14 protein-coding genes are annotated in these 13,053 nt (G+C 72.7%); 2 read left to right on the top strand and 12 right to left on the bottom strand.

The genetic code is table 11. From position 1 onward, the window contains the following. Positions 1-10: 10 nt before the first annotated feature. Positions 11-1,207: a THUMP-like domain-containing protein gene (locus AC6CQV_RS01540; RefSeq protein WP_498260074.1), complete on the top strand. Its 1,197-nt coding sequence runs from the start codon at positions 11-13 to the stop codon at positions 1,205-1,207. Between the two features lie 16 nt (positions 1,208-1,223). Here the strand turns inward: AC6CQV_RS01540 and AC6CQV_RS01535 are convergent, their stop codons facing one another. The 9 genes from AC6CQV_RS01535 to coaA all read right to left on the bottom strand — a co-directional run bounded on the left by AC6CQV_RS01535 (position 1,224) and on the right by coaA (position 9,091). Continuing rightward, positions 1,224-1,688, bottom strand: coding sequence for a hypothetical protein (locus tag AC6CQV_RS01535; protein WP_060960323.1), 465 nt, complete (start codon positions 1,686-1,688; stop codon positions 1,224-1,226). Next, complete coding sequence (gene tsaD, locus AC6CQV_RS01530) at positions 1,685-2,740, bottom strand: tRNA (adenosine(37)-N6)-threonylcarbamoyltransferase complex transferase subunit TsaD (RefSeq protein WP_061781898.1); 1,056 nt, start codon at positions 2,738-2,740, stop codon at positions 1,685-1,687. Before tsaD ends, AC6CQV_RS01535 begins: the two co-directional genes overlap by 4 nt. Further along, the gene (gene rimI / locus AC6CQV_RS01525; protein WP_191009038.1) at positions 2,737-3,246 is read right to left on the bottom strand and encodes a ribosomal protein S18-alanine N-acetyltransferase; all 510 of its coding nucleotides are present in this window, start codon (positions 3,244-3,246) and stop codon (positions 2,737-2,739) included. The genes tsaD and rimI overlap by 4 nt, the downstream gene beginning before the upstream one ends. Then, on the bottom strand, positions 3,243-3,935 hold the full coding sequence (gene tsaB / locus AC6CQV_RS01520) for a tRNA (adenosine(37)-N6)-threonylcarbamoyltransferase complex dimerization subunit type 1 TsaB (RefSeq protein ID WP_498260073.1): 693 nt from the start codon (positions 3,933-3,935) through the stop codon (positions 3,243-3,245). The genes rimI and tsaB overlap by 4 nt, the downstream gene beginning before the upstream one ends. Positions 3,936-3,979: 44 nt before the next feature. Continuing rightward, entirely contained in the window at positions 3,980-4,483 is a 504-nt protein-coding gene (tsaE, locus tag AC6CQV_RS01515; protein ID WP_101306841.1) for a tRNA (adenosine(37)-N6)-threonylcarbamoyltransferase complex ATPase subunit type 1 TsaE, read from the bottom strand. Next, positions 4,480-5,604: an alanine racemase gene (alr, locus tag AC6CQV_RS01510; protein WP_191009039.1), complete on the bottom strand. Its 1,125-nt coding sequence runs from the start codon at positions 5,602-5,604 to the stop codon at positions 4,480-4,482. Before alr ends, tsaE begins: the two co-directional genes overlap by 4 nt. Beyond that, entirely contained in the window at positions 5,601-5,996 is a 396-nt protein-coding gene (locus tag AC6CQV_RS01505) for a holo-ACP synthase (protein WP_498260072.1), read from the bottom strand. Before AC6CQV_RS01505 ends, alr begins: the two co-directional genes overlap by 4 nt. A 236-nt stretch (positions 5,997-6,232) precedes the next feature. Beyond that, a complete protein-coding gene (glmS, locus tag AC6CQV_RS01500) occupies positions 6,233-8,083 on the bottom strand; it encodes a glutamine--fructose-6-phosphate transaminase (isomerizing) (protein ID WP_101307271.1) in 1,851 nt (616 codons plus the stop codon). A gap of 60 nt (positions 8,084-8,143) precedes the next feature. Beyond that, positions 8,144-9,091, bottom strand: coding sequence for a type I pantothenate kinase (gene coaA / locus AC6CQV_RS01495; protein ID WP_060960316.1), 948 nt, complete (start codon positions 9,089-9,091; stop codon positions 8,144-8,146). Positions 9,092-9,191: 100 nt separating this feature from the next. Between coaA and AC6CQV_RS01490 the strand changes: the two genes are divergently transcribed. Further along, positions 9,192-10,133, top strand: coding sequence for a Ppx/GppA phosphatase family protein (locus AC6CQV_RS01490; protein WP_498260071.1), 942 nt, complete (start codon positions 9,192-9,194; stop codon positions 10,131-10,133). Positions 10,134-10,408: 275 nt separating this feature from the next. Here the strand turns inward: AC6CQV_RS01490 and glmM are convergent, their stop codons facing one another. From glmM to rplM, 3 genes are read right to left on the bottom strand one after another with little or no spacing between them, the layout of a single operon-like run. Continuing rightward, positions 10,409-11,752, bottom strand: a complete 1,344-nt coding sequence (gene glmM, locus AC6CQV_RS01485; RefSeq protein ID WP_060960314.1) for a phosphoglucosamine mutase — start codon at positions 11,750-11,752, stop codon at positions 10,409-10,411. A 6-nt stretch (positions 11,753-11,758) separates the two neighbouring features. Beyond that, positions 11,759-12,256: a 30S ribosomal protein S9 gene (gene rpsI, locus AC6CQV_RS01480; protein WP_005050408.1), complete on the bottom strand. Its 498-nt coding sequence runs from the start codon at positions 12,254-12,256 to the stop codon at positions 11,759-11,761. A gap of 27 nt (positions 12,257-12,283) precedes the next feature. Next, on the bottom strand, positions 12,284-12,730 hold the full coding sequence (rplM, locus tag AC6CQV_RS01475; RefSeq protein ID WP_060960312.1) for a 50S ribosomal protein L13: 447 nt from the start codon (positions 12,728-12,730) through the stop codon (positions 12,284-12,286). Positions 12,731-13,053: the final 323 nt, after the last annotated feature.

The raw sequence follows: 13,053 nt of genomic DNA, 5'->3' as shown, positions 1-13,053 counted from the left end.
GGCTGGCCGGATGGAACGCGCCGAGCTCACCGCCCTGCTGACCGCCGACGGTCTGCGGCTGGTCGATGAGCTCGGCGCGATCGATTCCGCCGACGACGTCGCCCGCACGGTCTCACGGCTGCGCGCCGCGGGGCTGTCGCCCGAGCTGGTCTCGGCCGCCGTCGGCCAGGCGCGGCTGCGTACCCGCGCCCGCGCCAAGTTCGGCGAGTTCGCCGACCGCATGCTGTTCACGAGGGCGGGGCTGGAGCAGGCGACGCGGCTGTCGATCGCCGCCCGTCACGCCGGCCGCTTCCGCGATGCGGGCGTACGGCGCGTGGCAGACCTCGGATGCGGCATCGGCGGCGACGCGCTCGCCCTGGCCGGCATCGGGCTGGAGGTGCTGGCCGTCGACGCCGACGAGACCACCGCCGCCCTCGCCGCCTACAACCTGGCACCGTTCGGCGACGCGGCGACGGTGCGCCACGCCCGCGCCGAGGAGGTGCCGCTCGACGGCATCGACGCCGTCTGGCTCGATCCCGCTCGGCGCACGGCGGGACACGCCGAGACCGCCCGGCTCGGCGCGGCCGACTGGTCGCCGTCGCTGGACTGGGTGTTCCCGCTGGCCGCGCGGATGCCCGCGGGCATCAAACTCGGGCCCGCCTTCGGCCGCGCCCTCATCCCGGACGATCCCGCCGGAGTGGAGGCCCAGTGGATCAGCGTCGACGGGTCGACGATCGAGCTCGTCCTCTGGACGGGCGCGCTCGCCCGCCCGGGGGTGCGGCGGGCCGCCCTCGTCCTCCGCGCGGGCGCCGCCTCCGAGCTGACGGCCGACGCGGACGCGCCCGACGCCGAAGTGCGCCCGCTCGGCAGATTCATCCACGAGCCCGAGGGCGCCGTCATCCGTGCCCGGCTCATCGGGGAGGTCGCGCGCCGGCTCGACGCCGGCATGCTCGCCCCGGGCATCGCCTACCTCACCTCGGATGCCGAGGCCACGAGCCCCTTCGTGCAGACCTTCCGCGTCCGCGAGCAGCTGCCGACCGATGTCAAGGCGCTCGCCCGCGCACTGCGCGAGCGCGAGATCGGCACGCTCGAGATCAAGAAGCGGGGCGTCGACGTCGATCCGGCCGCACTCCGCACGAAGCTGAAGCTGCGCGGCCCCGGCACGGCCACCCTCATCCTCACCCGCGCGGGGACGTCACGGGTGGCGGTGCTGGCCGACCGGGTGTGACCCCACGTCAGCGCCGTCAGCCGAACAGAGGCCCCTGGGTGGAAGCCCACCACAGCCATCCCGCACTGTAGGCGAGCGAGAGCAGGCTCAGACAGAGCGCCCACACCGCGACGGCGCGACTCTCCCACGGCCGGCGAATCGCCACGATCGCCAGCACCGCGCCGACGAGGCCGATGAGGAAGCCCCACCCCACGAGCATCGAGACGATGAGCCCCAGCACGGCGAAGGTGAGCGCCCACGGGGCGCTGCGCGGCAGGACCTCGGGCGGCGGTGCCCAGCGCACCTCGGGCTCGGGCATCCAGCTCGACTCCCCCTCCCCCGCGACCACGGGCGTCGCCAGCGGCACGGGTTGGGTGAACTCGCGCTGGAAGCCGCCCCGGTGCTCGCCGGGGAGCGCCGCGGTCGCCGCGGGCGCCACGTCGTCGGAGGGCGCCTCGACGCGCGGCTCGGGCGGAGGTGCGGGGGTACGCTCGTCGCTCATCCGGCCACCTGGATCTCGGTCACGGGCAGGGTCGAGTCCGCGCCGAAGCCGAGGTGCGAGGCCGGGCGTCCGTGAGCGATGAGCTCTGCAGCCAGCGCGGCGATCATCGCTCCGTTGTCGGTGCACAGGCTGAGCGGCGGGATGCGCACCGCGACGCCGGCCTCCGCCGCGCGCGTCAGCGCGACCTCGCGCAGGCGTCGGTTCGCGATGACCCCGCCGCCGAGGAGCAGCCGCGGCACGTCGTGACGCGCGCACGCGTCGAGCGCCTTCGTGACGAGCACGTCGACGACCGCTTCGCGGAACGAGGCGGCGACGTCGGATACGTCGGGTGCCCGCCCGTCGGCCTCGGCCTGTTCGACCCATCGCGCGACGGCCGTCTTCAACCCGGAGAACGAGAAGTCGTAGCGGTGCGCCGCCATGTCCGACGCACGCGACAGCCCTCGCGGGAACCGGATCGCCGCCGGGTCTCCGGTGGCCGCGGCGCGATCGATCTCCGGGCCGCCGGGATAGGGCAGCCCGAGGATGCGCGCGATCTTGTCGAAGGCCTCCCCCGCCGCGTCGTCCAGCGTCTCGCCGAGCAGCTCGACGTCCGACACGAGGTCGCGCACGAGCAGCAGAGAGGTGTGACCGCCGCTGACGAGGAGCGCGATCGTCGGGTACTCCACGTCGTCGCCGGTCAACAGGTCGGCGGCGATGTGGCCCACGAGGTGGTTGACGGCGTACAGGGGCTTGTCCAGCCCGACGGCGAGCGCCTTCGCCGCGCCGATGCCGACCATGAGCGCGCCGGCCAGGCCCGGTCCGCTCGTGACGGCGACCGCGTCGAGGTCGGACAGGGCGATCCCCGCCTCCGCGACCGCGGCGTCGATCGCGGGCTGCAGCGCCTCCAGGTGGGCGCGGGCGGCGACTTCCGGCACGACGCCGCCGTAGCGGGCGTGCTCGTCCATGGAGCTCGCGATCGTGTTGCTCAACAGGGTGCGGCCGCGCACGATGCCGATGCCGGTCTCGTCGCAGCTCGTCTCGATGCCGAGCACGAGGGGTTCGGTGGCCGTCACGAGCACGCTCCCGCATCCGTCGAGGTGGCGCCCGCCGCCGCGGTGCGGGCGGCGGCCCACCCCGCGAGGTCGAGCTTCATGACGACGGCGTCCACGTCGTCGGGCTGGTAGTAGCGGGGACGGCGGGCGATCTCGATGAAGCCCTCGGAGAGGTACAGCGCGGACGCCGTCGGGTTGTCGGCGCGCACCTCGAGGAACACCTCGCGGGCGCCGCGCTCGCGCGCCGCGTCGAGCAGGGCGCGCAGCAGCAGGCGTCCCCGGCCCCGTCCACGGGATGCCGCGGCGATCGCGATCGTCTGGATGTCGGCGTCGGCCGCGCGCGCGACGGCGCGCACCCCGCCGTAGCCGACGAGCCGGCCGCCCTCGACGTCGACGAGGTAGCGCGCGTGCGGCGACGCGAGCTCCTCGCGCATCATCGCCGCGCTCCACGCGTCGGTCGGGAACGAGGCGCGCTCCAGCTCCATGATGGCGGGAAGGTCGTCGGCCGCCGCGGGTCGCAGGCTCATCCGGCCGCCCCCGGCGGACGGGCGGCGGCGCTGCGCGGGAGGGTGACGTCGGGAGCGCGCAGATACAGCGGCTCGGGACCGGCGAGGGTCCGCCCGGCGGCCACCGCGCGCGCCGCGAGCACGGCGAGCACGGCCGCGCTGACCGCCGCGACGTCGCGTCGCACGGCGCCGGTGCGGGCGAGGAGGTCGTCGATGTCGGCGCGGGGGCTGAGGGCGGGGCCGTCGGTGCAGATCGGGATGCCGTCGGCATCCACCCCCTCGTACACCGAGTACGCGACCTCGCGCCGGCGGGCATCCGTGACGACGGCGAACCGCTCCGGCTCGGCGAACGGGTCGACCAGGGCGGTGGCCAGAAGGATCTCGAGAGCGGCGGCGTCGTGGCTGGGCACGGCGACCACCGGCAGCTGCCGGGCCAGGGCGAAGGCCCGCGCCGCGGCGATGCCGACCCGCAGCCCCGTGAAGGGTCCCGGACCCATGCCCACCGCGACGTGGGTGAGCATGACCGGCTCGCTCACGCCGGTCTGACCGAGCGGACCGCGTTCGGCCTCGACGAGCGCCTGCCGCAGCAGGTCGCCGATGACCTCGGCATGGCCGAGCGGGTTCGCGCTCGCGCTCTCCGCCCGCACGGCCCCGTCGGGATCGACGATGCCGACGGCGGTGCCGAGCGAGGTGTCGATGCCGAGGATCACCGTTCCAGGGTAGTCGGGGTGCGCGCGCCGGCGGGCAGGACGGCTCAGCCGTGGCGGGTGATGCGGACGAGGCGCGGAGCGGCGTCCTCCATCGCGGCCGCGTGGGGGCCGGCCGTGCCGCAGGCGTTGTCCACCCCGGTGCCGCTCCAGCCACGGTCGATCTCGACCTCCCACCAGCGATCCGCCACGGCATCCGCGAAGGGCGCCGCCCACTCGGCGATGACCACGGCGTTCTCGAAGTCGATGTCGAGGTCGTCGAGCTCGCCGTCGGTGCCGAGACGATACGCGTCCACGTGGACGAGGGCGGGGCCGTCGCCCAGCGACGGATGGGTCCGCGCGATGACGAACGTCGGACTCTGCACGCGTCCGCGCACCCCGAGGGACTCGGCGATGCCGCGGGTGAGGGTGGTCTTGCCCGCCCCCAGCGGCCCCGTCAGCACGACCAGGTCTCCCGCGCGCAGGGCCGCTCCGAAGGAGCGTCCGAGGTCCTCCATGTCCGCGGGCGATGCGACCTCGCGCTCGCCGAGGAATCCATCCAGTCCGCTCATGCGCTCCCCTCCCGCCGCGGCACGCGCGGGCCGATGCGCGTCACGATCTCGTAGTTGATGGTGCCCGCGGCATCCGCCCACGCCTCCACCGGCGGGGCACCGAGGGTCGGATCGCCGAACAGCACCACCTCATCGCCGACGGCGACCGGATGATCGCCGACGTCGACGACGAACTGGTCCATCGCGATCCGGCCCGCGACCGGGAACACCTCGCCGCCGATGCGCACGGCCGCCCCGCCCGAGGCGGCGCGCGGGACCCCGTCGGCGTACCCCGCCGGCACGAGCGCCAGCGTGGACTCCTGCGCGGTGCGGTGACGGTATCCGTACGAGACGCCCTGCCCGGCCGGCACCCGGCGGACGGCGGCGACGGCCGCGCGCAGCGTCATCGCGGGACGAAGGCCCAGGTCTGCCGATGTGCGTTCGGGGAACGGCGACAGCCCGTAGATCGACACGCCGAGCCGCACACAGCCGAAGCGCGACTGCGGAAGGGCGATCGCCGCGTGCGAGGCGGCGATGTGTCGCAGCTGTGGGGCGAGGCCGTGGGATGCCGCGAGCGCGAGCGCGTCGGTGAACCGCCCGATCGCGGCACGGTCGTCGTCGGCCGACGCGTTGGAGAGGTGGCTGAAGATCCCGATGACGCGCAGCCGCCCGATGCGCTCGAGCCGTGCGGCCTCCGCGAAGGCGGTGGCGTAGGCGGCCGGAGCCAGTCCGTTGCGGCCGAGGCCCGTCTCGAGCTTGAGGTGTACGCCGACGGGACGGTCGCCGGATGCCGCGGCCGCCGCGGCCTGCAGCTGGTCGAGGCTCGACACGCCCAGCTCGATACCGCGGCCGGCGGCCTCGGCGAAACGGGCGCCGGGGGCGTGCAGCCACGCCAGGATCGGGGCGTCGATGCCGGCGCGTCGCAGCGCGAGCGCCTCGTCGATGTCCGAGACGCCGATCCGCCGCGCGCCGCCGTCGAGGGCCGCGCGGGCCGAGCGGACCGCGCCGTGCCCGTACCCGTCGGCCTTGACGACGGCGATGACCTCGGATGCCGTCAGCTGTCGCAGATGACGCACGTTCGCGCTGATCGCGGACGTGTCGATGAGCGCTTCGCGCAGCACGCCCTCCGGAAGTCGGCTCACGCGTCCCCCTCGATGTCGCGGATGATCGGCCCGCCGCCCGCCGCGGACTCGGCGACGACGTAGGCCGCGGCCAGTCCGGCGTCATGGCTGAGCGAGAGGTGGATCATGCCGATGCCGCGGGCGGCGACCGTCGCGGCGGTGTCGCCGCTGAGCGCGAAGACGGGGCGCCCCGAGGGCTCGCTCGCGACCTCGATGTCGGTCCAGTGCACGCCGTCAGAGCCGCCGAGCGCCTTGATCAGCGCCTCCTTCGCCGCGTAGCGCGCGGCGAGCGAGTGCGGCTTCAGGCGACGCTCCGCGGGCGCGAAGAGGCGCTCGCGCAGTCGCGGCGTGCGCTCCAGCGACCGCTCGAAACGCGGGATGTCGACGAGGTCGACGCCGATTCCGATGATCACGGCATCCCCCTGTTCTGCTCGACGGCGTTGTGGTCGACCTGCTCTGCTCGGCGGCGTCGTGGTCGACGCCGCGTCGCCCGCGCCCCCGCCAGCCTACTGGCGCCGCATCCTGATCGCCGCGGCCAGCCTGCCCGCGCTCGCGCTCCCGAAAAACCACTCCCGCGCCGAGAAACCCGCCACGGAGTGGTTTCTCGGCACGCAAGATGCGTCTCGCGAGGCGGCGCGAGCCGCGCGGGTTACTCGACCGTGACGGACTTCGCGAGGTTGCGCGGCTGGTCGACGTCCAGGCCCTTCGCCGTGGCGAGACCCATCGCGAACACGTGCAGCGGCACGACGGCCAGCAGCGGCTCGAACAGGGGCCCGGCGAGCGGGATGCGCAGCACCTCGTCGGCGAACGGGAGCACCGCGGCATCCCCCTCTTCGGCGACGACGATCACGCGGGCGCCGCGAGCGCGGATCTCCTGGATGTTGGAGACCACCTTCTTGTGCAGCTCGGCCGACTCGCGCGGCGACGGCACGATGACGAACACGGGCTGGCCGGGCTCGATGAGCGCGATCGGGCCGTGCTTGAGCTCGCCGGCGGCGAAGCCCTCGGCGTGGATGTAGCTGATCTCCTTGAGCTTCAGCGCACCCTCGAGGGCGATCGGGTAACCGACGTGACGGCCGAGGAAGAGCACCGACTGCGTGTCGGCCATCCAGCGCGAGAACTGCTCGATGTGCGCCTGCTCCTCGTCGAGCACGCGCTGGATCTTGCCGGGGACGGCCTCCAGCTCGCGCACGTGCAGCGCCTGCTCGGCGTGCGAGATGGTGCCGCGCACGCGCGCGACGTGCAGCGCGAGCAGGTACAGCGCGGTGATCTGGGCGACGAAGGCCTTGGTGGATGCCACGGCCACCTCGGGTCCGGCGTGCGTGTAGATCACGGCATCCGACTCGCGCGGAATCGTCGCGCCCTGCGTGTTGCAGATCGACAGCGTCTTCGCGCCGTGCTCGCGCGCGTACTTGACCGCCATGAGCGTGTCCATCGTCTCGCCGGACTGGCTGATCGAGACGACGAGGGTGTCCTCGCCGATCACCGGATCGCGGTAGCGGAACTCGTGCGCGAGCTCGACGTCGACGGGGATGCGCGTCCACTGCTCGAGCGCGTACTTGCCGGTCTGGCCCGCGTACGCGGCGGTGCCGCACGCGATGACGACGATGCGACGGATGCCGGTGAACAGCTCGTCCATGCCGTCCAGCTCGGGGATGGTCACGGCGGCGTCGTGGAGGCGCCCGCGGATGGTGTTCGCGACGGCCTCGGGCTCCTCGGAGACCTCCTTGGCCATGAACGACGACCAGCCGCCCTTCTCCGCAGCGGAGGCGTCCCAGACGACCTCGAAGGGCTCCACCTCGACGGGCGCGCCGGCGAAGTCGGTCACCTCGACGCCGGCGGGGGTGATCGCGACGATCTCGTCCTGCCCGATCGCGAGGGCGTTGCGGGTGTGCTCCACGAAGGCCGCGACGTCGGATCCGAGGAAGTTCTCCCCGTCGCCGAGGCCGATGACCAGCGGCGAGTTGCGGCGGGCGCCGACGACGAGTCCCGGCTGGTCGCGGTGCATCGCGAGCAGGGTGAACGCCCCCTCCAGGCGCGCGACGACCGTGCGGAACGCGGCGACGAGGTCGCCCGAGGCCTGGTACTCGCGGCCGAGGAGGACCGCCGCGACCTCGGTGTCGGTCTCGGAGCGGAACGTGAAGCCCTCGCTGAGCAGCTCGGCCTTGAGCTCGGAGAAGTTCTCGATGATGCCGTTGTGGATGACGGCGAGCTTGTCGTCGTCGGCCAGGTGCGGATGCGCGTTCGCGTCGGTCGGGCCGCCGTGGGTCGCCCAGCGGGTGTGGCCGATGCCGGTGGTGCCGTCGGGCATGGGGTGGGCGGCGAGGTCGTCGCGCAGCACCTGGAGCTTGCCGGCGCGCTTGCGCATGTCGAGATCGCCCTGACCGTCGATCACGGCGATGCCGGCGGAGTCGTAGCCGCGGTACTCGAGGCGGGCGAGCCCGGACAGGAGGATGGCCTGGCTGTCGCGCGGGCCCACGTATCCGACGATTCCACACATGGGGTCCATGCTAGGTCCGGGTATTTGCGCGGATCCCTCACAAACGCCGTGAGATTGTGCTCAGAGTTTGCGCAGCCGCACCGACTCGACGGCGTGCGCCGCCGCCTTCTTCAGCACGAGGGTCGCCCGATGCCGCGTGGGCGCGACGTTCTCGCGGAGGTTCGGCAGGTTGATGTCGTTCCAGTAGCCGAGCGCCGTGGTCACGGCCTCCTCGTCGGAGAGCTCCGCGAACACCTTGAAGAACGAGTGGGGGTTGCTGAAGGCGCCGCGCCGCAGGGCGAGGAACCGGTCGACGTACCACTGCGCGATGTCGGCCTCGTCGGCATCCACGTAGATCGAGAAGTCGAACAGGTCGCTGACGGCGACGTCGTTCGGCGTCGGGGGCGGCGAGAGCACGTTCAGCCCCTCGACGATCACGACGTCCGGGCGGCGGACGGTGACGTGGGCGTCCGGGACGATGTCGTACCGCACGTGGGAGTAGAACGGCGCCCGCACCTCCGCCGCACCCGACTTGACCTCGGTGAGGAAGCTGACGAGGGCGCGCCGGTCGTACGACTCGGGGAAGCCCTTGCGGGCCATCAGCCCGCGCCGCTCGAGCTCGGCGTTGGAGTAGAGGAACCCGTCCGTCGTGACCAGCTCGACGCGCGGCGTGCCGGGCCAGCGGCTCATCAGCTCGCGCAGCAGCCGCGCGATGGTCGACTTGCCCACGGCCACCGAGCCGGCGACGGCGACCACGAACGGCGTCGTGGAGTCGGGCTCGCCCAGGAACGCCGCGGTCTCGGCGCCCAGCCGCTTGGTGTTCTCGGCGTAGGTGCTCAGCAGTCGGCTGAGCGGGAGGTACACCTCGCGCACCTCGGCGAGGTCCAACCGGTCGCCGATGCCGCGCAACTGCACGACCTCGGTCTCACTGAGGGGGGTGGGGATGCCGGCCGCCAGCCGGGCCCACTCGGAACGGTCGATCTCGCGGTACAGCGAGTCGATGGCAGTCGTCTCGTCTTCGGTGGACATCGGGCCTACTCTATCCATGCGGCGGCTCCGCCCCGCGAGGGGATGCCGGGCCCGCGCCGGCTGTGACGGCGCGGAACCCATCTGTGGATACGCTGAACGCATGCGTCTCGGAGTCCTCGACATCGGCTCGAACACCGTCCACCTGCTCGTCGCCGATGTCCACCCCGGAGGACGCCCCCAGGCCACCACGAGCCAACGCACGGTGCTGCGCCTGATGCGCTACCTCGAGCCCGACGGATCGATCAGCGAGACGGGCGTGACGGCGCTGGTGGATGCCGTCACCCAGGCGCGCGCGGTCGCCCAGGCCGAGAACGTCGTCGAGCTGCTCGCCACCGCGACGAGCGCCGTGCGCGAGGCCGCCAACGGCGCCGACGTGATCGCCCGGATCGAGGCGGCGCTCGGACAGGAGCTGCAGGTGCTCGGCGGCGAGTCCGAGGCCCGTTTCACCTTCCTCGCCGTGCGTCGCTGGTTCGGCTGGTCGGCCGGCCAGATCCTGCTCTTCGACATCGGCGGCGGATCGCTCGAGGTGGCCTCGGGCGCCGACGAACTGCCGGACGTCGCCGCCTCCGTCCCGCTGGGAGCCGGCCGGTCGACGGTGGAGTTCCTGCCGCACGACCCGCCCGGGGAGGATGCCGTCGAGGTGCTGCGCGACCACGCGCGCGGCGTCCTGGCGCCCGTCGCCGACCTCATGTCCGGCCAGCCGCGGCCGAATCACGTGGTCGGATCGTCCAAGGCGATCCGCTCCCTCGCCAAGCTCGCGGGCTATCCCGCCCCCGGCTGGAGCGGCAGCGAACGGATGCTGCTGCCGCGCGGCGCGCTGGGCTCGTGGATCCCGCGGCTCGCGCGCATCCCGGCATCCGCTCGGCAGGAGCTGCCCGGCATCACCGCCGATCGCACGTTCCAGATCGTCGCGGCGGCCGTCGTGCTGCACACCGCGATGACCGCACTGGACGTCGACGAGCTCGAGGTGAGCCCGTGGGCCCTGCGTGAGGGCGTGCTGCTGCGGTACATCGAGTCGCTGAGCTGGCAGGAACCGGCCTGACGCCGCGCACCGACCGGTCGGGAGCTTCCCCGGCCGTCCGCGCGCGGCATCCCCGGGTCAGGAGGGGGAGCGACCCCTCCGTCTGGGGGATGCGGGGGGACATCGACGGAGGGGTCGCGCACCCCAGTCGTCAAACCCGTCGCACCCCGTCCCTGTCGGGTCAGGGCGCGGGGAATGGGCATGTGAGTGCACGCCCAGGGTAGAGTCGCCGCCGATCGCGGCGCCACTGCTGGGGCGACGTTTAACAGACGCTTAACGTGCGGCGCCCACGGCGTTCAGCCGCGGACGATGTCCGCGAGCTCGTCGGCGATGCGCTGGGCGTCCTCCTGCGAGGCCGCTTCGACCATCACCCGCACCATCTGCTCGGTGCCGGAGGGGCGGATCAGCACCCGTCCGCTGTCGCCCAGGGCCGCTTCGGCGACCTGCACGCCCGCCAGGACGTCCGCATCGGTCGCGCGCGAGCGCTCCACACCGCGCACGTTGATCAGCACCTGCGGGAACACGGTCATCACCGCGGCGAGCTCGGCCAGAGACCGGCCCGTGCGGGCCATCTCGGCGCACAGGTGCAGCCCCGTCAGCACCCCGTCGCCGGTGGTCGCGTAGCGGCTCATGATGACGTGCCCGCTCTGCTCGCCGCCGAGCGAGTAGCCGCCCTCGTTCATGCGCTCGAGCACGTAGCGGTCACCGACCGCCGTCTGCTCGACGGCGATGCCCTGTGCGGCCATCGCGCGGTGCAGTCCGAGGTTGCTCATGACGGTCGCGACGAGCGTGTCGTTCTTCAGCCGCCCGTCGCGCTTCATCGCCACGGCGAGGATCGCCATGATCTGGTCGCCGTCCACCAGGGTGCCGTCGGCATCCACCGCGAGGCAGCGGTCGGCGTCGCCGTCGTGGGCGATACCGACGTCGGCGCCGGTGCGCACGACCTCCGCGGCGAGACGCTCCATGTGCGTCGAGCCGTAGCCGTCGTTGATGTTGATGCCGTCGGGGTCTGCGCCGATGACGGTGACCTTCGCTCCGGCGTTGCGGAACGTCTCGGGCGAGACCCCGGATGCCGCGCCGTGCGCGCAGTCGAGCACGACGTGCAGGCCGTCGAGGCGGTGGGGAAGGGAGGCGAGCAGGTGGATCGCGTAGCGGTCCTCGGCATCCGAGAAGCGCACCACACGACCGACGTCGCCGCCGGTCGGGCGCAGCTTCTCGCCCGACATCGCCTCTTCGATGCGCCGCTCGACCTGATCGGGGAGCTTGACGCCGCCGCGCGCGAAGATCTTGATGCCGTTGTCGGGCGCCGGATTGTGCGATGCCGAGATCATGACCCCGAAATCGGCGTCGATGTCGCCGATGAGGTAGGCGGCGGCCGGCGTGGGCAGCGTTCCCGCATCGAGCACGTCGACGCCGGAGGAGGCGAGACCGGCCTCGACCGCCGCAGACAGGAACTGGCCCGACACGCGGGGATCACGCGCGATGACGGCGGTGAGCCGCTTTCCCGCGGCCTTGCGCGCCTCGGCGATACGGCCCTGGCCCAGGACGACGGCAGTCGCCTGGGCCAGGGTGAGCGCGAGGTCGGCGGTGAGGGGGCCATTGGCCAGGCCCCGCACACCGTCCGTCCCGAACAGCGCCATGAAGCTTTAGCGCTTCGAGTACTGCGGAGCCTTGCGGGCCTTCTTGAGACCGGCCTTCTTGCGCTCCTTGACGCGAGCGTCGCGCGAGAGGAAGCCGGCCTTCTTCAGGGTCGGGCGGTTGTTCTCGGCGTCGATCTCGTTGAGCGCACGGGCGATGCCCAGGCGCAGCGCGCCGGCCTGGCCCGAGGGGCCACCACCGGAGATGCGCGCGATGACGTCGTAGCCACCGGCGAGGTCGAGGACCGTGAACGGGTCGTTGATGAGCTGCTGGTGCAGCTTGTTGGGGAAGTAGTCCTCGAGGGTGCGACCGTTCACCGTGATGGTGCCGGAGCCCGGGATGAGGCGGACGCGCGCGATGGCCTGCTTGCGGCGGCCGACGGCGGCACCGGGAACCGACAGCACCGGGCGGGGCGCGGCAGCGGCCTCGACCGGGGCGCTCTCGGTGGTGTAGCTCTCCGCGTTGTCGAGGGTGTTCTCTTCGATGGAGTCAGCGATCTTCGCCATGAGTTGTCCTTATGTCTCTCGGCGCGCTTACTGGGCGACCTGGCCGAAGGTGTACGGGGTGGGCTGCTGGGCCGCGTGCGGGTGCTCGGCGCCCACGTAGACCTTCAGCTTCGACAGCTGCTGGCGGCCCAGGCTGTTCTTGGGGAGCATGCCGCGGATCGCCTTCTCGACGGCGCGGACCGGGTTCTTCTCGAGGAGCTCCGCGTACGAGGTGGCCGTGAGGCCGCCCGGGTAGCCCGAGTGGCGGTAGGCCATCTTCTTCTGGAGCTTCTGACCCGTGAGGGCGACCTTCTCGGCGTTGACGACGATGACGAAGTCACCGGTGTCGATGTGGTTCGCGAAGGTGGGCTTGTGCTTGCCGCGGAGGATGGCGGCGGCGTGCGAGGCGAGGCGTCCGAGGACGACGTCGGTCGCGTCGATGACGACCCACTCACGGGTCACTTCACCGGCCTTGGGGGTGTAGGTGCGCGTCACAGTAGTGCTGCTTTCTTGATTCGAACGGAGAGGTTCGTGAATCCCGCTCCGGGGTGGTTCGCTGCGCGGTGACGGTGCACGATGCAGGGGAACACGCCAGTGGAGGGCTCACGTTCGCGGTGCCGGCCGCAGGCAGCGCGAGCACCAAAGGGAGAGTCTACGCCATGCGGATGCCGCGGCAAAACCGGACGTGCGACGGGCGCCGTGAGAAAAAGGGCGACCGAGGGGCCGAAGGGATACTCCGGGCCCCTCGGTCGCGGCGGCCGCACGCGGGGGGTCGGCGACCGCCAACCGGTCGTGTGGGGACACTACCGGGGGCTGAG

Source organism: Microbacterium sp. EG9, from assembly GCF_059759475.1.
Note: the sequence above shows the minus strand (reverse complement) of the source record. Positions and strands in the feature narration are given on the sequence as shown.